The organism is Mesorhizobium sp. L48C026A00, from assembly GCF_000502375.1.
GTDB classification, from domain to species: Bacteria; Pseudomonadota; Alphaproteobacteria; order Rhizobiales; family Rhizobiaceae; genus Mesorhizobium; species Mesorhizobium muleiense.
The window spans coordinates 1-19,008 of sequence record NZ_AYWU01000039.1; the positions used below are offsets into that span (position 1 = coordinate 1).

General features: G+C 59.7%; 13 protein-coding genes and 2 pseudogenes. 5 read left to right on the forward strand and 10 right to left on the reverse strand.

Annotated elements, in window-relative coordinates:
* Positions 1–47: 47 nt before the first annotated feature.
* Positions 48–416, forward strand: a pseudogene (locus tag X738_RS0144235) (IS6 family transposase); the annotation flags it as partial.
* A 235-nt stretch (positions 417–651) separates the two neighbouring features.
* Here X738_RS0144235 and X738_RS89415 read toward each other — a convergent pair.
* From X738_RS89415 to X738_RS76845, 5 genes and pseudogenes are all read right to left on the reverse strand, one after another.
* The gene (locus X738_RS89415) at positions 652–1,041 is read right to left on the reverse strand and encodes a dihydrodipicolinate synthase family protein (RefSeq protein WP_023803376.1); all 390 of its coding nucleotides are present in this window, start codon (positions 1,039–1,041) and stop codon (positions 652–654) included.
* Positions 1,001–1,333, reverse strand: a complete 333-nt coding sequence (locus X738_RS89420) for a dihydrodipicolinate synthase family protein (RefSeq protein ID WP_063830579.1) — start codon at positions 1,331–1,333, stop codon at positions 1,001–1,003. Before X738_RS89420 ends, X738_RS89415 begins: the two co-directional genes overlap by 41 nt.
* 157 nt (positions 1,334–1,490) lie before the next feature.
* Positions 1,491–2,708 (reverse strand): annotated as a pseudogene (locus tag X738_RS0144245) (trans-sulfuration enzyme family protein); the annotation flags it as partial.
* 610 nt (positions 2,709–3,318) lie between these two features.
* Positions 3,319–4,374, reverse strand: a complete 1,056-nt coding sequence (locus X738_RS76835; RefSeq protein ID WP_031256823.1) for a cytochrome-c peroxidase — start codon at positions 4,372–4,374, stop codon at positions 3,319–3,321.
* An 805-nt stretch (positions 4,375–5,179) separates the two neighbouring features.
* Positions 5,180–5,482, reverse strand: a complete 303-nt coding sequence (locus X738_RS76845; RefSeq protein ID WP_023803380.1) for a DUF982 domain-containing protein — start codon at positions 5,480–5,482, stop codon at positions 5,180–5,182.
* 558 nt (positions 5,483–6,040) lie between these two features.
* On the opposite strand from X738_RS76845, the gene X738_RS76850 reads away from it, so the two are divergent.
* Positions 6,041–6,505, forward strand: coding sequence for a MucR family transcriptional regulator (locus tag X738_RS76850; RefSeq protein WP_023803381.1), 465 nt, complete (start codon positions 6,041–6,043; stop codon positions 6,503–6,505).
* A 242-nt stretch (positions 6,506–6,747) separates the two neighbouring features.
* On the opposite strand, the gene X738_RS76855 is transcribed toward X738_RS76850, so the two are convergent.
* Complete coding sequence (locus X738_RS76855) at positions 6,748–6,960, reverse strand: cold-shock protein (RefSeq protein WP_023721434.1); 213 nt, start codon at positions 6,958–6,960, stop codon at positions 6,748–6,750.
* A 354-nt stretch (positions 6,961–7,314) separates the two neighbouring features.
* Between X738_RS76855 and X738_RS76860 the strand changes: the two genes are divergently transcribed.
* The 3 genes from X738_RS76860 to X738_RS76870 all read left to right on the forward strand — a co-directional run bounded on the left by X738_RS76860 (position 7,315) and on the right by X738_RS76870 (position 11,918).
* Complete coding sequence (locus X738_RS76860; RefSeq protein WP_023803382.1) at positions 7,315–7,533, forward strand: hypothetical protein; 219 nt, start codon at positions 7,315–7,317, stop codon at positions 7,531–7,533.
* 992 nt (positions 7,534–8,525) lie between these two features.
* The gene (locus X738_RS76865) at positions 8,526–9,947 is read left to right on the forward strand and encodes a M16 family metallopeptidase (RefSeq protein ID WP_023803383.1); all 1,422 of its coding nucleotides are present in this window, start codon (positions 8,526–8,528) and stop codon (positions 9,945–9,947) included.
* 513 nt (positions 9,948–10,460) lie between these two features.
* Positions 10,461–11,918: an NAD-dependent succinate-semialdehyde dehydrogenase gene (locus X738_RS76870; RefSeq protein ID WP_373420499.1), complete on the forward strand. Its 1,458-nt coding sequence runs from the start codon at positions 10,461–10,463 to the stop codon at positions 11,916–11,918.
* A gap of 852 nt (positions 11,919–12,770) precedes the next feature.
* Here X738_RS76870 and X738_RS76875 read toward each other — a convergent pair.
* The 4 genes from X738_RS76875 to X738_RS87825 all read right to left on the reverse strand — a co-directional run bounded on the left by X738_RS76875 (position 12,771) and on the right by X738_RS87825 (position 18,072).
* Positions 12,771–14,594: a class I tRNA ligase family protein gene (locus tag X738_RS76875; protein WP_245277843.1), complete on the reverse strand. Its 1,824-nt coding sequence runs from the start codon at positions 14,592–14,594 to the stop codon at positions 12,771–12,773.
* A 491-nt stretch (positions 14,595–15,085) separates the two neighbouring features.
* Positions 15,086–15,865 carry a phytanoyl-CoA dioxygenase family protein gene (locus X738_RS76880; RefSeq protein ID WP_031256830.1) on the reverse strand — a complete coding sequence of 260 codons (780 nt, stop codon included), beginning with the start codon at positions 15,863–15,865 and terminating at the stop codon, positions 15,086–15,088.
* 501 nt (positions 15,866–16,366) lie between these two features.
* A complete protein-coding gene (locus X738_RS76890) occupies positions 16,367–17,731 on the reverse strand; it encodes a lysine N(6)-hydroxylase/L-ornithine N(5)-oxygenase family protein (protein ID WP_245277844.1) in 1,365 nt (454 codons plus the stop codon).
* Between the two features lie 191 nt (positions 17,732–17,922).
* The gene (locus tag X738_RS87825; protein WP_023803391.1) at positions 17,923–18,072 is read right to left on the reverse strand and encodes a hypothetical protein; all 150 of its coding nucleotides are present in this window, start codon (positions 18,070–18,072) and stop codon (positions 17,923–17,925) included.
* Positions 18,073–19,008: the final 936 nt, after the last annotated feature.

Below are 19,008 nucleotides of genomic sequence, written 5' to 3' on the forward strand. Positions count from 1 at the left end.
AAGGTCATTTGCTGCATGACGCTTGCTCTTTTTTCCGGGAGTTTGTCATGTTCAAAGGCCGCCATTTTGATCGATCCGTGATCCTACTGTGCGTTCGCCGGTATCTTGCCTACAATCTCAGCCTGCGCGATCTGGAAGAGATGATGGCCGGGCGGCACGTCGACCATTCCACTGTCCACCGCTGGGTCGTGCATTTTTCGCCTCTGCTGCTTGAACGCTTCAACCGGAGAAAACGTCCGGTCACCGGCAAGTGGCACGTTGATGAAACTTATGTCCGGGTGCGCGGTCGCTGGATGTATCTTTACCGCGCCGTCGACAGCGTGGGCGATACGGTCGAATTCTTTTTCAGCGAAAACCGTGACCTGCCGGCGGCCAAACGCTTCTTACGGAAGGCCCTGCAGCGCCATGGCAGGCCGGGCTGGCATCCGATGGCAAGCGTTCCAACGCGGCGGCGATCTGGCGCTTCGCTGCTGAGGGCAGAGGCAGGATGGGACGCGGGGGGGGCGGCACGGCAAATGTCGAGCAATTCGGCAAGTGCATAGACGACGCGAAGGCTCGAGAACTCCTTGAAGAGTCTCCAGAGCGGCGCAAGCGTGGCATCGATCCGTCGCGCTTCGGCCGCATCGCCCTGTTGCGCCGCCGTGACGATCTTCACGCAGACCTCGGGCAGGATNAGTCGCCGCTGTAGCCGATCGAGAACCCTTCCGGCACAGTGCGCCTCTGGTCGGCCAGATGGCTCTTGATCGCTTCGCCCTTGTCTGTCGGATTCTTGATAGCGACAATCCCATCCACCTTTGCCAGGCGGCTGACGAGTGCTGGGGTGAAATGGAAATGCGTCGTTCCTGGATTGTCGTAGACGACGATCGGCAGGCCGCTCTCGCACGCCACCGTCGAGAAATGTTGGAACACCTCGTCATCAGTGAGCGGGGTGTAGGAGGCGGCCGCAAGCAGCCCCGCGGCAGCTCCAAGGGCCTTGGCGTCCTGCGCGAATCTCACTGCTTCATCGGTGCGCAGCGCGCCCACACCCACCACGACCGGCATTCGTCCTGCGGTTTCGTCTAAGGTCTCGGCGAGCGCCCTTCGCCGTTCCTCCCGCGACNCCCACCACGACCGGCATTCGTCCTGCGGTTTCGTCTAAGGTCTCGGCGAGCGCCCTTCGCCGTTCCTCCCGCGACAGATACATGTATGTGCCGGTGCTGCCGAGAAGGCCGATGGAATTGACCTGAGCGGCGCTAAGCCGAGCAATCAGCCTGCGCAGAGCAACGGTATCGACGCGGCCGTAATGGTCACTCGGCGTGATGGGGAACGCGGAAAGACCGCTCAGGAATTCCATGGCAAAGCTCCAGGTTGCTGCTTGAGCGCAGGGCGGGCCGGACGACAGGTCATCAGAATGCGTCCAGAGCTCGCCGAAGGTCGGCGATTAGGTCATCGGCGTCTTCAAGACCCACCGAGAGACGCATGAGGTCCTCGCCGACTCCATCGGCCAGATGCGCANGCCGAAGGTCGGCGATTAGGTCATCGGCGTCTTCAAGACCCACCGAGAGACGCATGAGGTCCTCGCCGACTCCATCGGCCAGATGCGCGTCCTTGCGGATCGGCTGACGAGCACGTGTCAGGCTTGCCGGATGATAGATGAGGCTGTCGGCATCGCCGAGGCTGACAGCCCGGGTGATCAGGTTGAGCCGGTCCATCATCCGGCGCGCGCCCTCGAACCCAGCGTGGAGGCCAAAGGCCAACATGCCCGACCCGTGGGACATCTGCTTTCGCGCCGTCACCTGATCGGGGTGCGAGTCAAGGAAGGGATAACTCACCCATGCCACCGCCGGGTGCGTCTCGAGCGCCTGGGCCACCGCAAGGGCCGTGGCGCTGTGCCGCTTCATACGCAGCGTGAGCGTCTTCAGACCGCGCAGTATCAGGAAGGCTGACATGGGCGAGAGCGCTGCGCCGGTGATGTAGCGCAGGCCCGTCTCGTGCAGCGTGCGGAGCGTTTGCGCGTCGCCGAGAATCGCCCCGCCAAGGGCATCGCCGTGCCCATTGATGTATTTGGTCAGCGAGTGGAGCACGAGGTCGGCCCCATGTTCGAGCGGCCGCTGGAGCGCGGGCGAGGCGAAGGTGCTGTCGACTGCAATCTTTACACCGCGCGCGTGGGCGCGCTCGGCAATGGCAGCAATGTCAAGGATGCGGCTCAGCGGATTCACCGGCGTCTCGAAGAAAACCAGCCGGGTCCGCTCGGTGATCGCGGCATTGAGATTGTGAGGATCGGACAGGTCGACCGCGACGACCTTGATGCCGAAGCGGGGGACCGCCTGTTCGACCATGGCAAGCGTGTTCGCATAAAGCGTCCTGTGGACGATGAGTTCATCCCCTTGGGACAGGAGCGACAGGATCAGCGTCCCGAAAGCCGCCATCCCCGAGGCAACGACCAGACCTGCCTCGGCTCCTTCCAGATTGGCGAGCCGCTGCTCGAGGATCTCCGTCGTCGGATTGTATTCGCGCGCATAGAGCCGTCCACCAAGGGTGGCGGCCGCCTCGTTTGCTGCCACGCTTTCGAATCCATAGGTTGACGTCAGGAACACTGGCGGCTGGACGGCATTGGAAAAGCGGGCCGGATCGTAGCCATGATGGATCGCCCGGGTGGCAAATCCGGGACCGGTGTGGTTGAGCGACCCAGTTGGAGCATCGGTTTCCGATTGATGGGAGCGGGTCATTCGGCCTCTGAGATCTTTCTTGGGTTCCGAAAGATTGACGGCAAACTGGCCAATGTGAAATATCCAGTTGGCGATGAATAAAATGGTCCAGTCTTCAAGTGCCGGTTCTGCAGGTCGCACGCACGCGATGGGTGCACGCCAGATCTACGAGGCTCTTCGCGAGCAGATCCTCGGAAGTGTCTACGAAACCGGCAGTCANGCACGCCAGATCTACGAGGCTCTTCGCGAGCAGATCCTCGGAAGTGTCTACGAAACCGGCAGTCAGCTGCCGTCCTCCCGAGGAAGAATCGCTGGACATAGAGGACGGAGTGGCTGCCCCATCACACCCTGCGGGGGCCGGTCACTCCGGCGCGCGGCTATTCGGCCGCCAGCGCGATAGCCGGCCGCCGCGCGGTATCGACAGCGCGCGAGCCTCAAACGTCCGACGCCTTCCTTGGCATGTCGCACGCCAGATCCCAAACATGGTTCCACCGCAACGAGGTGGTGACGGAAGCAGTGTCTGCACTTTGGAAACGAGCCAGGCCTTTGCGTCCTCATGTACGTCGCGATCGTCTCGTCCCAGTAAAAGTCGCAATCATTGTCGATGCGACGTTCCGCGCCAGCTGGCCGTTTATTTTCCTAAGATCTGCGTTACAGGCCGGGGCGTTGTCGCCGTTTCGGCGGGTAAAATGGGATAGGCGAGCTCGGGTGCCTTTCCGGTCAGCGAGTTGAGGAAGGCAACAAGCAGGTCGACTTCTTCGTCCGCCAGTACCACGCCAAGCTGGGTGGTTCCCATCATGGCAACGGCCTGTTTCAAATCCCAAACCTTGCCCGAATGAAAGTATGGCGCGGTGAGTGCAACGTTGCGCAGCGGCGCCACGCGGAAAACATAGGAATCGTCGGCAGTATTGGTGACCGCAAATCGGCCCTTGTCTTTTTCCGGCAGGACCTCGGCGCTGGGCTGTTCCACGAGGCCGAATGGGTAATAGGCTTCCCCACCAACGTTGATACCGCCATGGCAGGACGAGCAGCCTTTGTCCATGAAAAGCGCCAGGCCCTGTTTCTGTTCGGAAGTCATGGCGGCGTCATCGCCATTGAGGAAGCCGTCGAAGGGGGCCGGCGTGACCAGTGTCGCCTCGAAGGCTTCGATCGCCTTGGCGACGTTGTCGAAGGTGACGCGATCGGCTTCAGCCGGAAAAGCTGCATCGAACCAATCGACATATTGCGGCATCGACTTGAGGGTGGCGATGACTTGACCCGGTGTATTGGCCATTTCGACGCCGGCTTGGACCGGTCCCTTCGCCTGAGCCTTCAGGTCTTCGGCACGACCATCCCAGAACTGGGCGATGTTGAAGACAGCGTTCAGTACAGTCGGCGCGTTGCGCGGTCCCTTCTGCCAACCATGGCCGATCGAGGTTTCGTGATTGTCGTCGCCGCCGGTGGCCAGGTTGTGGCACGAGTTGCACGACAAGACGCCTGACGCCGAGACGCGTGGATCGAAGAACAGTGCCTTGCCGAGGGCGATCTTCTCCGGCGTGATCGGGTTGTTAGCGACTGCCGGCGTGGTGGGTGGCAAAGCCTTGAAAGTGGCCAATGCCGTTTCTCTGAGGTCTGCGGGGATCGAATCCGCAGCAAAAGCGGTGGCTGCCAGCAAGGCGACAGCCATCGTACTGAATAGGATTTTCATAAATGATCTCGCTGCGTGGTGCACTCAGCCACTCTGGGATATGCGGCTCATGAACGCCCTGCGCTAGATCAGCTGCGGGAGAGGACCGGGGATCCGACACCTCTCGCGGCAGAGATGGGACCGTCCCGGAATTGAACGCTCTTCTCGATTGGATTTCAGGGAGGCGGAGGATCGCTGCTCGGCAAGCGGCGGCGCCGGAGCCGTGCTCCGGTTCTCTCTGCGCCTTCTACCATGAAGAAATCGGGTCCGCCGCTGTCTCAGATTTCGGTTCGGGGCCGGTGATCTGTTCCGCTGCAGGTCCTGCTCGACTTCCGCCTGCCTTCGACAGATCGACGTGAGCCCAAATCGATCCGCGATAGTGTCTTGTAGCACCTTTGCGGGACAATTTTATTTCGACTGTAGAGGACCGTTTCGGGTGAGCGAAATTAAACGAATTTCAAAGGGCGCCCGAGTAGCTGTTTTGATTGGCTTGTGAGGCTTATAGCCTCCATCGAGAGAATATTGGCAGACGACGGAGCACAATTTTGGCCTCGTTTATCAACTTCAATGGGACAACTGCTTTGCGATAATAACAGGGCAATTTACCGTCATGAATTCGAGAGAACCAAGTCCCACGCAGTGATTTTCACACCGGAAGCGTTGCAGTCCTGTCGCGAGAAGCTGATTTACAAATACAACAAGATGATTAACATCGCCATAGCGCGCAAAATATTGTTTGTTTATACTACGCTCTAGATGCCGGCGAAATCTGGATACAATAACCTGGTCGGCGTACCCGCTCCAGCCTCACACACGACTGCGACGCCTATACTTGCGCTTTTCCACTGTCCGACATGAAGGCAGCGAGCCATTGCATCGCGGAGGTTGCATCTTCCAATATGACGACCTGTTTCGCAAAGCGGAAAAAAGTCTTGCGCGCTGCGCTCGCAGGTTTTCGTCCGTTGTATGCATCAAAGCACGCCCTGAGGGCGGCTTCGTAGATCCGGTCTCTGCGATCTTCTGGCCATTCGTTGAGAAAATCGATAGCATCCGCAGGACTGGCAATCTCTTGCACGATGTGGGCTGCGCGCCTTACGAAAAGTGGGCTGCTGAAAGTCCCTGAGCTCATTCGTTCCTCCCGACCTGCTGAACCGCTAGCTTGCAGTGAACAGGCGTCTCCTTTACACCCGCCCACCATTGCGGAATGTGTTGTCACAGCGATAGCGGTTCAATAGCAAAGCAGCGGCGTGATGTCCTCGGTTTACCAGCGGGCCAATCCCTAACATCCTGCTGCAAGAGCGGCTCACCGGATGAATCTAGATCGTTTCGACCATTGCGAATCAACGCTTGATACTTCCTCCACGCGCCACCAGGAAGCTGCCACTGCTCTGCCATCGATTTCACAGCCAAAGAGAGAATGGCGAAACAGAAATAGCCCGCTTCGTTTCGAGATTACGGGTCATTTCGGCGCAAAGCTTACGGCCGAGACGCGCCTGAAAATGCGCAAGGACCGCGGCAGGTCGCCAACAACGGACGGATCAACAGTCACGACGGCGGGATACCGCGCCATAGATCTCGCTGGACGAGCATCGCAATAATCGTGTCGAGACCTTTGTTGCTTTCAGCGGCGACCGCCACTATGAAGCGACGCTTCGCCGACTGTGTTTCACGCCGCCTGGAGAGTTTCATGACAGAAGAAGCCGAAAAAAACATCGACACCCTCATCGAGCTCACGGCCGATGTCGTGTCAGCCTATGTCTCCAACAATCCGATCCCGGTGGGGGATCTCCCTGCCCTCATCGGCCAAGTGCACGCGGCTCTGAAAGGGACGGCCGGAGGTGTCTCTGCAGAAGAGCCGGTTGCCCTTACGCCTGCAGTCCCGATCAGGAAGTCGGTGACACCGGACTACATCATCTCCCTTGAGGACGGGAAGAAATTCAAATCGCTAAAGCGCCATCTGTCGACCCACTATGGGCTGACGCCCGATGGATATCGGGCCAAATGGGGCCTAGCGGCGGATTATCCCATGGTCGCGCCGAACTACGCCGCGGCGCGCTCGGCATTGGCCAAGACGATGGGGCTCGGCCGCAAACCGAAAGCGCCGGAAGCGCCGGCCCCGACGAAGCGAACCCGCAAGAAGGTCGCAGCTTGATTTCGGCAATCGAGATTCGTTCTGGAGCGTTGCAGCCATCGGCTTAATCTCCGCCTCAAATAAAAAGGCGGGGCCAACCCCGCCTTCCTTTGAAACAACTTTGTTTCATGAGGAATTCGCGACGCCTTGCAGCAATCTGCTGCGGCCTTGTAGTTGAGCCACGTTCTTGCTCGCTCTTGTCGAGCGGCCGTGAGGCCCTCCTGGCGTACCGCTCCCACTCTTGCCAGGACGCAAGAGTAAATTCAGCCAACTTTGCTGAGACTGCCAGCGGAGGATTTGCCAGTGCGGCGGTCCTGTTCAATCTCATACTTGATCTTCTGGCCGTCAGCGAGGGTCGAGAGGCCCGCGCGTTCGACAGCGGAAATGTGGACGAAAACATCCTGACCGCCATCGTCGGGTTGGATAAATCCAAATCCCTTGGTGCTGTTGAACCACTTCACTGTTCCGGTCGCCATATGCGTGTTCCTTTGTAACAATTGCAACGTGGGCAGGCCATTTGGCCAGTCCGATTCATAGCCGAGACCTGGAGGCAGCAAAACGAAAAACTTCAAGGCCGTTTGATTGGTCGCGGCAACTGCCGCACTCCATTGTGGCCGTGGCCGCCAGCAAAAAATGTCCTTACACTACCGCTCGAGCATGGCCGGAAGCGCCCGACCCTTCCAACGCTCCTCAGCGCCACGTCTATTGCTGGTGCTTGGAGGCACGGGACGTACGGCAGACCGCTGCTCGTGCCGCCAGGTCAAAGGCTGGGTAGTTCACGGAGCTACCTTCGTGCATAACGGCTTGGCAAGCGCTTGAAGGAGTTCCGAATGAATTGTTTCAAGAGGGTCGAGGGGTTAATCGATGCCACCAGCGTGGAAGCGATCGATAACGCGCGCGTATTGCTGGACCAGTTCAAGGGCAAGTCAGAAACAGTCGCCCAAGCGATCGACGACTTCCTACTTGATTTCATGACCTTGCTGTTTGTGGTAGAAGCTACCCGCGAGCGGTTCCACAATCCGGCGAGGCGGTGGCGCGCACCAGATTGAGCAGGATCAGGCTATTACTGACCCGATGCCCTTGACCTTAGCGACCACGCCGCCAGGGATGCGTTTGCAGCCGCGAAGAAGGCACAATCTGTTCGCCGGCAAACCGAGCACAGCCAGGCGGTATTTACGCAGATGAATTCAATCGCGACCGCCAAATTCTCCTGTTTGGTACCCAGCGACGACGGCAAGCGCGGACTGCCTCCGTGCAGCTGTCCTCCAGCGACAAACGTGCCTGCATGCCCCCATCCACGGCAAGCTCGACGGTTGTCTCTTACGTTTGACCAAGGTCCCGCGCAAACACTCCCCTTTCCCGCAGCAACTCATCAGGCTCAACGGCCTCGCGGCAGGCGCATTACGCCTGAAGCGCGCCACCGCTTCCTTCTTTCCCGCCCGAGTCCTACGATTTTCGTTTTCCAGCGCCTCGCGGATATCGCCCAACTCGCCGATCTTTGATCAGATCCGTCTTCGCGCGCGAGCAGGCTCCGCGCTCGAGTTCGCTACGCTCCTCGCGCCTCTGCCGTTCAGCATCGACCCGGTCTGGCTGTCGAGGACAGGGTTCCGCTGGGGCGACCAACATCTCCATTCTCACCGTCAGTGCAGCGGCCCTCGAAGCGCATCCTATGCCCCTCCCGGCAGCGCGCCCAATCGTCTTCCGAACGAAGAAGATATCCTCAGCCGCGCGCGCGTCGCGTTAGGCCCCGTCCGATGTCCGACAAGGCGGATGCGCAACATGGCAGAGTCCGATTTGTCCACTGCCTCGATCGGTTTTCTGATCTGGCACGGTGCATGCTTGGTCATCCGCAAGGCGTCGCGGACCAAGGAGAATCCGTCCCATGATCACCTCACCAAGAATTACCGCCGCAGGTCTCCTGGGTCCATCCAAAGATGAGGCTCGAGTAAAGCCTGGCCCCATGAAGAGCTTATCCATCTGGCTCGGCGCTGCCCGCCGATCCTCCCACGCGGGGAGAAGGGGACGCAGCGCCTTCATCAAAATGGGGAACAAATCACTTTGCCTCGAACCTTGCCTTTCGACCAGCCGCCACAACCGGAGCCATCGATCGTCCCCCTGGCTGCGCAAGGCGTTCATTGCCACCGCACTGGCCCTGGTGACGACCGCTCCGGCTCTGGCCGCCACCGACGACGGCAAAGTGACGGATTTCCTGCTCGACAACGGCATGGAAGTGGTCGTCATCCCCGATCACCGCGCGCCGATCGTCACTCATATGGTCTGGTACAAGATCGGCAGCGCCGACGAGCCACCCGGCAAATCCGGCCTTGCCCATTTCCTCGAGCGTCTGATGTTCAAGGCGACGACCAACCACGCCGCCGGCGAGTTCGACCGAGCCGTCTCAGCCATCGGCGGCTATAATAACGCCTTCACCGCCTATGACTACACCACCTTCCTCGAGACGGTGGCGCCCTCGGCGTTGGGTGAGATGATGGGCTTCGAGGCCGATCGCATGTTCAACCTCATCCTCAACGACGATGATATCAAGACCGAGCGCGACGTGATCCTGGAGGAGCGCCGTTGGCGCACAGAGACGAACCCCCAGGCTCTGCTGGACGAGGAGGTCAACGCGACGTTGCGGCAGAACCAGCCCTACCGCATTCCGGTCATCGGCTGGATGCAGGAGATGGAGAAGCTGAACGGCACCGACGCATTCACCATCTACAACAAATACTACCGACCGAACAACGCCGTGCTGGTGGTGGCCGGCGACGTAGAGCCTGAGACGGTGAAGGCGCTGGCCGAGAAGACCTATGGCAAGGTTGTGCGCGGGCCGGACCTGCCCCCGCGCAACCGCCCGGTCGAGCCGGAGCAGAACACCAGGCGCACAGTGACGCTGACCGATGCGCGCGTTTCGGTGCCGAGCTTTTCCACTCAATGGGTGGTGCCGTCCTATCATACGGCAGAGCCCGGCGAGGCCGAGGCGCTCGACCTGCTGGCCGAGATCCTCGGCGGCGGCAACCGCAGCCGGCTCCATCAGGAGCTTGTCGTCAAGCAAGGCATAGCCTCGGCGGCCGGCGCCTTCTTCCAGGGCTCCATGCTGGACGACACCAATTTCACCATCTCCGGCTCGCCGCGCGGCGATGCAAAGCTCGTCGATCTCGCAGCGGCGGCCGTTGCCGAAGTCGCCCGGATCGCCAAGGATGGCGTCACCAGCGACGAGCTGGACAAGGCCAAAGACCGCTATTTCCGCTCGGTGATTTTAGCGCACGACGAGCTGGACCACATCGCCAACATTTATGGCAAGACGCTCACCACCGGTGGCAATGTGAAGGACGTGCTCGAGAGGCCGGACCGCGTCCGCAAGGTCACCACCGACGAGGTCAAGGCGGTCGCCGCGCGTTATCTGGTGCTCGACCATTCGACGACAGGCTATCTTTTGCCGCAGCAACAGGCGGGGAATTGATCATGAGCTCCATCCCCATGCAAATGCGCCGGCCGGTCTTCCCTCGGCGCGCCTTCGCCACACTGTTCCTCTCCATCCTCTTTGTCATCTTGCGGGCGCTCGCCGGGTAAACGGGATCTGTTTAAAGCCGCGGGGAGCGGTTTTCGCGGGCCTTGCCAGGCATTTGCCGGTTCAGGCGTCATTATTGGGGTGCGCTCCTCCTCAGGCCAGCCTCTCTTCGAGTGGATAGAGTCGCCGATTCGTGGTCCGCAGATTGTAGGGCCACCAGCATCCACTCCGCGCGGCTGGCGAAGCCGATGTCCGTTGTTCAATCGTTCGACTAGTAGAACCGCGAGGCATCTTCTAGCGTATTCAGGTATTCTCCCTTTCCAGTCGGGTATCGTGGTCTACCAGCTGTCTGGCCGAGGCCCTATAAGGAACCCGGACGTCGCGGAGTACACACCGCACCTATATATATATATATATATACCTGCTGCGTTGAGGAGGAATCCGGTATTGCCCCTGTGCCTGCCGATGATCCGTCACCTGAGATCCCCTGACCTGTTTGGACCCATTGATCGCCTGCCGGCACTTGGCACGCGGACTAGCGAGCGGACATTCGAGGTCCTCAACCCGTCGACTGGCGAAGTGCTGGCAGAACTACCCGACATGGGTGTCGAGGAGACATGCGCTGCGATCGACAAGGCCTATGTCGCTCAGCCTGAATGGGCAGGGTTGACCGCACGTGAGCGCAGCGACGTTCTATGGCGATGGCATCAGTTGATCATCGACCACGCCGACGATCTCGCCGAGATTCTCACCGCGGAGATGGGCAAGCCGCTTGCAGAAGCCAAGTCGGAGATATCGCATGCTGCGGCGTATCTGCAATGGTACGCCGAGGAGGCCAATCGCGTCTATGGCGAGACGATCTCCGCACCATCCATGGACCGCCGAATGCTGGTAATCAAGCAGCCCATCGGAGTTGTTGGCACGATAACGCCATGGAATTTCCCGGCCTCGATGGTGGCGCGCAAAATCTCGCCAGCCTTGGCGGCGGGCTGCACGATCGTCCTCAAGCCCGCTGAACAGACGCCGCTCGTGGCGGGAGCAATGTTCGCCCTCGCCCATCAGGCTGGCTTTCCCGAAGGCGTCGTCAACCTGATCTATGCGTCCGAAGGTGACGCGGTCGGCCGCGAACTTTGTACCAATCCCAAGGTCCGCAAGATCAGCTTCACCGGGTCGACTGAGATCGGGCGCCTTCTCATGCGCCAGTGCTCGACCCAGATCAAAAAAGTCAGCCTTGAGCTCGGCGGCAATGCACCTTTCATCGTCTTCGATGATGCCGATATCGATGCCGCGGTTGACGGTGCGATCCAGGCGAAATTCCGCAATGCCGGCCAGACCTGCGTTTCGGCGAACCGGCTTTACGTCCAGTCGGGCGTTCACGACGAGTTCGTCGAGAAATTCGTGCAACGGGCTCGCCAACTTCAAGTTGGTGACGGTTTCGCTCCCGCAGTGGACATCGGACCGCTCATCGACAAGCACGCTTTGGCCAAGATCGAATCCCATATTGCCGATGCCGTCGCCAGAGGCGGCGCAATTCGATGCGGGGGCAAACGCATCGGCACGAATGGCACGTTTTTCCAACCGACAGTCCTGACCGGTGTCTCCAGCGAGATGACCGTAGCGCAAGAAGAGACATTCGGGCCGCTGGCACCGATTATTCGCTTCAAAGATGCGGATCAGGTCGTGCGTGAGGCCAACGACACGATCTACGGCCTCGCGGCCTACTTTTATGCCTCCAACCTGAAGCGTGTCTGGCGTGTGGCCGAGGCCTTGGAATATGGAATGGTCGGGGTAAATACCGGCCGGATGTCTTCAGAAGCGGCGCCGTTCGGTGGGATAAAACAGTCCGGCATCGGGCGGGAGGGATCCCGCCATGGCCTCGAGGACTACCTAGAAATGAAATATCTGTGCATGGGCGGCATCTGAATTTTCGGCTTGCAGGGTTCACAGACCGGGTAACCTAGGGAGCGATCTCCAAATATGTGAATTGTAGGATCGCTCCTCGATTGGGAACTGAGGGGCGGCTCCGTACCCGAGCAAACACGCAATCCTGAAGGAGCACCCTGGCTGGACTTATCTCTCGACGAGACAAGCGTCTGCATTGTCGGCGAAGACGGCGTGCATGTGACGGAGGATACGCTTGCGAGGGATTTGGCGGCCCTCGCCGACTATCTTCAGGCGACGGGCTGTCTTTGCGCGGGTCTGGTTGGAAGCTTGTGCACCATCGCGATCGTGAACGCTGGTTGTGCGCAATATCCGGTTTCTGGGGCAGAATTTTGAACCTGCTACCTTCCGATTGTCAGTAGCTCGGTTGTTCTTTCGGCCGACTGCCGCGCCGGTACAGGCTCGGACAGAATCGAAGATACCATCAGGCAGGCATTCGCATTCGACATTTCCGGTGATCGGCGCACGATCCAGGGCGCGCCAGGTTAACCAAGCGCCTCGAACCGCATGACAGTCTTGACCGGCTGGAGGACGGAAATCCCGCGATGCCGAAGAGGTTGGTCAACGCAGTCGAGCCTACACGGCACTTGCGGCACGAAACAGCAAGGGCTGGGAAGCGATCGGCCGAGCGGTCCTCGAAGGCGCGGGCCAAGGTGTCGACGATGCGTTGGTTCAGGTCCGCCAATCTGGTCTCTACCGTCTGATAGCGGCTTCGGTCGCCAGTGACAGCGAGTAAAGATATTTGGCATCATCGGCTTTGATTGCCGCGCAGATCTGGTCGAGATTGGGATAGCTCACTGGTGCACCTTTGGGCTCATAGTGCTTCCTCCTCATCTAGATGAGGATTGCGGATTTGGCGTAGAACACCAACACGGGTCCGAGATCAAAGCGCGTCCCGGGCGCAAGGCGCTGGACGGACCGGGGCCATGTTTCGGTTGAGACGCCATCGATTCCTCGCGCCAGCGTTCTGGCGAATCGGGGCATCAGCGGAGCGAGTGTCGGTGCCAGGATCGCAGCGGCCGTCGTCTGAAGGGCTAGCGAAGTCCGATTGCGGGCGGGATAGAAACGTCGCGCCGCCGCATAGTCTTGCGCCCGACGGTAGATCACGCAATCGCGCACGAAATCGCAGACCTGAGCGGCCGCGCGCCGGACCGAGAAGCCTTCGTCCGAATAGGCGCGCTCCATCGCCGCGCGATAGATCTCTATCCGAGCAAAGAAGGCGCGGTCGACCGGGCTCCAGTCGCCTGCATCGGGTACACGGCCGGCAAAATCCTGCTTGATTTCCTGGTTCAACGCATCAAGCCAGTTCAGCCAAATCCCTTGGAATACCTCGTTCTCGGTGCGGCGCAGCGCGTCCAGCGTGAAATCCGTCCGCTCATCTTCCGGGCGTGTCAGGCCCAAATGGAGGCGCACGACGTCGACTGTCTTTGGGCTCAGAATCTCCTTGCCCCAGACCGCATGGCGGCAGCTGGTTGAGAACTTCTTGCCGTCGAGCAGGTAGAACTCGTTGACGTGATAGTGGATGCGTGGCGTCCAGTGAGAGAAGACCTCGGCGTAAAGAGCGGGGTAGAGTAGCGCGTGGTAGAACGAATTGTCGAAGCCGAAGAAATGGACAATCTGCCAGTCGTTGCCGGGCATCTCCGCCTTCCAGTCGCGACCCAGCAAGCGGCCGAGCGCCTGGATGTTGTAAAGAAAACCGAAGGCCATTTCCGGCCAGACCCAGATCACTTGCCCCGGGAACCCTTCGGCCGGCAGGCCCCAGTCCGAGGGGTGGGTAATGGGCACTGAAAAGTTGCCGCGTCGGCGTAGGCGCGCGAAGAGATCCAAGATCCGTAGCGGGACGCCCGACGCCCTTAGATGCCGGTCGATATTGTCGTAGCATCGGTCCAAGGCAAGTTCCGGGCGGCGGACGGAGCCGACCAGCGGCGCCTCGGCCGATTGGCGTGACCGGGCTGCACCCAAGTCGTGGCATAGGTTTGGCGCGCCGCATTCCTCGCAGATGTTGCCACCGGCGGAGCCGCCGCAATCGGGGCAGAGGCCGCTAACATCCGGCTCGTAAAGATAGTGGCCTGTCACAGCATCGAAAAGCGCAGGGCTCTGGCGCAGATCTATCGCCGTGCTGCTCAGAAGCCTGCGGAAACACGCGGCTTGAAACTCGCCGTAACCGTCATCGCCCATTGTGGGTTGGAAGCTGTGGACCTCACAATCGAAAAGTGCAAGCGTGGCGCGAATCTCGTGGGCGTAGTAGCGCGCCACCTTTGCAGGCGTCGACTGATCGGCATCAGCGCGCGTGGCGACGTAGCTTTGGTAATCATCGCTTCCAGTCAGATGATAGGCTTCGACCCCTTTCATGCGCAGGAAACGCGTATAGACGTCGGCGCCAAAATAGGGGCCGGAAAGATGCCCCAGATGCAGATCGCCATTTGGCGTTGGCGGCGTGGAGAAGACGAAGATCGGCCCGCGTGGAGCCGTGGTCTTTGCAGCGGCATCAAGGGCGGCCTCGCCGTCTCGCCAGTAGACATCGACGAAATCTAGGTCTTCGTTTCCGTCGTTGCGCAGCACATGCGCTTCAAAAGGATGGAACAGAACGACATCGCCCGCCTCGACCGAGATTTCCCCAAGGTCGAACCTGACCTTGCCCGATCCTGACAGGATCACGAAGGCCTCGATTTCGTCGTGCCGATGGGGCTCGGATGTGACGCCGGGTCCAACCTTTCCGAATGAAAACCCCGTGCGAGCGCTTCCCGTTCCAAGCGTGGCCATGTCGATACCGAACGCCCGCGACAGCTCCGTTCGAGAAAACCTGTATTTGCGCATGACGAACCTAAGCTGTTGGAGCAGTGGGATTTTCGGCTGCCAACGCAACAGCCTCTTGTGCCAGTTGCGCAGAGAAACGGTAGCCCGACCCGTTGGCGGCCGCGGCCAGGATAATTCAGCTCTGGGCCGCCAGGCGGGTGACGAGGGGGGCGCCAGTCGGGCTGTCGTCACAGAAGACCGCCCTGCGACCACCTCCACAATCCACGTGCCGAAGCGTCGTAACGGGCTGCGGTCGATGCTCCGCGAGCCCGCAAATCAGAACGCCACACTCTCCGCCCATTTTTGAGCGGTCGATCAGTTTCGTGTGCATGCCTCCGCTTGGCTGCGTGAGCTCAATCGCGATAGAAAATGCCATTTGGGGGCTTGAGTTTGTCGAGATCGGCCACTTTGCCCTCGGGCGGGTTAAGGGCGCGCTTGAGCACGTTATATTCAGCGCGGGTCGGTCCACCGGTTGAAGCACGCTGGAACACCAAGTAGAGTGTCCGCCGCGAACGATTGCTTTTGTTCGGTCGTGAGTAGTGCGGTGCGTAATCGTCGAAGATGAAGATGTCGCCAGCCTTCCATACTACGGGTTCCCAGGCGAACATTTCGGCGACTTGAGGATCGATCACCCCACCGGCATCCATGGGAAATACCCCCTTCTTGTGGTTGCCGGGGCTGAAGAAAAGCCCGCCGTTTTCCGGGTCGGAGTCGTCGATGCCTATGGCAACCACCGCATGGACCATCCGGTCGGGGAGTTTGTGTGGAATGTGATAAATGTCTTGATGCGGGAGATAGCCGCCGCTGTCGGGGTAGTGGAAAATAAGCAACTCCTTGAGCCTGCGCGAATCTTCGCCAAGCAAATCATCGACCGCTGACTTTATGCGCTGATCTTCTAAGAGCAAACGACGCAATGGATCATGGAAGTCGAGAAAATTCTCGATCTTGGAGATGATCTTTCGATTGTCCGTCGTCTTCTCGAACCACATGAGCCATTTATCATCGCTGACATCCCAGCGTGAGATATCTTCGACAAAAGTAGACATATCTTCCTGAGCCGCTGGAGCAAAGAACCTTTCGAGCCTGACGTATCCGTCTTTCTGCCACTTGTCTCTTTGTGCATCAGTCAACATGCGAAAAGCCTCCTGTTGGAAAGATTGGTCGGACATCCCAATTAGGGCAGTCGGGCGCTGGGCAAGTTGCGGGTCCACGGAGACGGACTCACGCATGTGGGACGGCGATGCTAAGTGCGTTCCGCTCCGACGGATATTGTCCGCAGAAGCTCGGCGCGAGACTGCCTATGTCAGGCTCAGCCGGGTCCAGGGGTTCCGTAAACTGGGCCGGATCAATCGCTTCACCCGGTCCAGCCACGACACGCATCGCTAAAGGCCGGCACCATCCGCTGACCGCCGACCCAGCCATGGCCGCCAAGACCACGGCGCTCTTTCGAGTGAGCGACCTGGTACAGTCTTGACAACCGTAGGGGAAATGCACGCCCCCAGAATAATGCGATGCGCCGCTTGGTCCAAGAACTTGTTCGGTCACGATGATTTCGGAGAAGCCTCCGGCCTTCGCCGCAGCGGAGGCGGACATCATTCCTAGGATGCCACCGCCGATGATCAAAAGTTTACGAGTCATATCCCGCTGCCCATTTCTTCGGCTGCGGGGGCGGGCCAGCTCTCGATCGAGGTATGGCTGATGAAGCCAGGATGCTCGGGGTTCGCGCATGGCGCGCGCCCAAGAAGGCTATCGAGGATGCGGCGCGCGCGCCAGGCCAGCAGGCTTAGGTTCGGATCGGCCAGGCCGCGCTGCCCGAGGCTCGCGTTTTGTACGAAGATGCGTCTGTCACGCGGTCCGTCCCAGCTCACCGAAAAATCATCGCGAATAGCTAATTCATTGTCGATCTGCTCCAGCCGGTGCGCGATGGGTTCCAAGAAGTCTGGCACCGCGTTCTCGTAACCGGTGGCCAGGATGACGATGTCAGCCGTGACTTCTTCGACCTCGACCATGCCGTGCTGCAGGGTCAGCCTGTGACCCGCGCCGGCGTTGATGCAGTGCGAGACGGTGCAGCCTGGCCGCAGTATGATGTCGGATCGGTTTGGCTCGAAAAATGCGTGGCGGTACAGCGCCTGATATATCGCGCGCAACGTGCTTTCCGAAATGCCGTCCGAGGCAAGCACGAAACGCCGCAGGAGCAGCTTACGCTGCGACTCGCTCATCGCCGCGAAACGATCCGAAAAGCAGGGCATGAACAACTCGTTTGTGAACGGGCTGTTGTCCAGAGGCAGATAGTTTTCGCGCTGCGAGACCCAAGTGATCGAGGCAGGCCCCCGTTCTTTCGGCAGGCCGACAAGATGCAACATCACCTCGGCTCCCGACTGGCCTCCGCCAACCACGCAGACATGCTTTCTCCGCACCTCAGGATGGATGTGCAATAAAACAGATGAGTGGAACAGGTTGCGTCCAGTCCAGCCCTGAAACTGAGGCGGAATTTGCGCCTGCTTGCCAATGCCGACCACGACGTTTCTGGCGCCGAGAACCGCCTTATCCGTCCGCACCCGAAACTCGCCGTCAAAGCGGATTTCGCGCACTGTCTCGCCGCCACGCACAAGTGGGTTCCTATGGAACACCCAGTTCAGGTATTGCTCGAACTCAACTCTGAGCACGGCTTCGAACTGTGCGTTCAGGAAGTGATACAGACGCCCGTTCTCGTGCAGGAAGTTTACGAAAGTGTAGGCTGATCGGGGATTCACTAGCGTGACCAGATCCTTGAAGTGGCTGACCTGGAGCTCCGAGGATTCGAATGCGATGCCTGGATGCCAGCGGAAGTCGACCTGCCGATCCAGGAACAGTGCCCCTTGCCCAACTTGCTCGTGTATCTGACACGCAAGGCTCAAATTGGACGGCCCAGCACCGACCCCAACGCAAGATAACTCCACTTGCTTTCCTCCAATAGAGTCTTCCCACCAGGCGGGTTGTTCGCGGCGAATATCGGCCACAGCGATTGGGCTCCCCCTCGCGAGCGTTTTCGAGCCCCGGTCCCGACCGGGTTTGCGAGAATTTGTCCAGCGCGTTCGGGTCGTCGAATGTAGACCCGAGCATTCCAGCGCGGTGACAATCGACGGGTCATGCCGGCGACGTGGGGCAACGACGTATGTCCTTTCCGCCCGTCTGGATGCCCGCGTCGCCGTCACGCGAGGAGCTTTCCAGGCCCATTAAGGTGTTTGAAGCCGGCGCAATCGCCCGCCTCGACCATGACGCGCCGGCCTTTCGGCGGCTTGATGGCAGGCGAGAGCGTGGTTTTCACTGCGGCGACGGCATTTTCGGTGCGCATGATCATGGACGACGTCTCGCTAATGCGTTCGCAGAGTCCCATGCATGGGCCGTGCCAGAGAAGGAAATTTTGTTAAACAATGGGTTGGCGGATTTACGATCCTGTCCGAAATCCGACATTGAGGGGGACGCCTCACGGCGGCGCCCGATTTGCACGTCGATGTCGCTTTTTCCGAATAGCTAATCGGGCACCTTCTGCACCAGAATACTTCTCTTATGGAGACCAGCACAGTCTTCATGAACGGACAGTGCAGAACCCTGTGTCTCTGCCGGACAGATCGCGATATGCCTTGTCCATCGAGGTCGGCAGTTGCAAGAGCTGCCAGATCCTTCGCCCTATCGTGCCGTTGCAGTGGCTCGATCCCGACATCCTCGGAGGCCGCGATCATGAAGAGTGACGCAATCTCATGTCCATCGCGACCCCTCTCTCATGGGGAACCAATTCGCTGTGTTGGTGTCGGATCGATGCCCTTGATGAGATGGTTGCGGATGGGCGCATGCCCAGACCTAAGCGGATCAATCATTGCGCGATATGGGCCTTCACCAACTGGATTGTCGAATCTCTGTAAAGATAGCCCGAAGAGAATTGCGTTATGACCACTCTTCCGGTTCCAAAAGCACGTGCGCCATTCGGTCCCTGCGACTCAATCCAGGCGGAGGGATGAGGCCGCAAAGCAGTCTTTTGCGCGCCGACCGGTGGGCCAGGATGGAGCAATCGTAAACGGAGTTATTCGATGATCGCCGCCGCGGAGTCCTCAGGCTGTGCCGCGCCCGACACCAGCGACGTAGTGGTCGTCGAACGCCCCGTCGCCGATGTCGGTCCGAAGCTCGGCCAGTTTCGCGGTGAGCTTCACTGCTTGTTCCGCAGTGCCCACCGAGCTCGCGCACGAGGTTCTATCAGGCGGTCACGGCTGCATTCGTTGTCGGATCTTCGACAATGTCG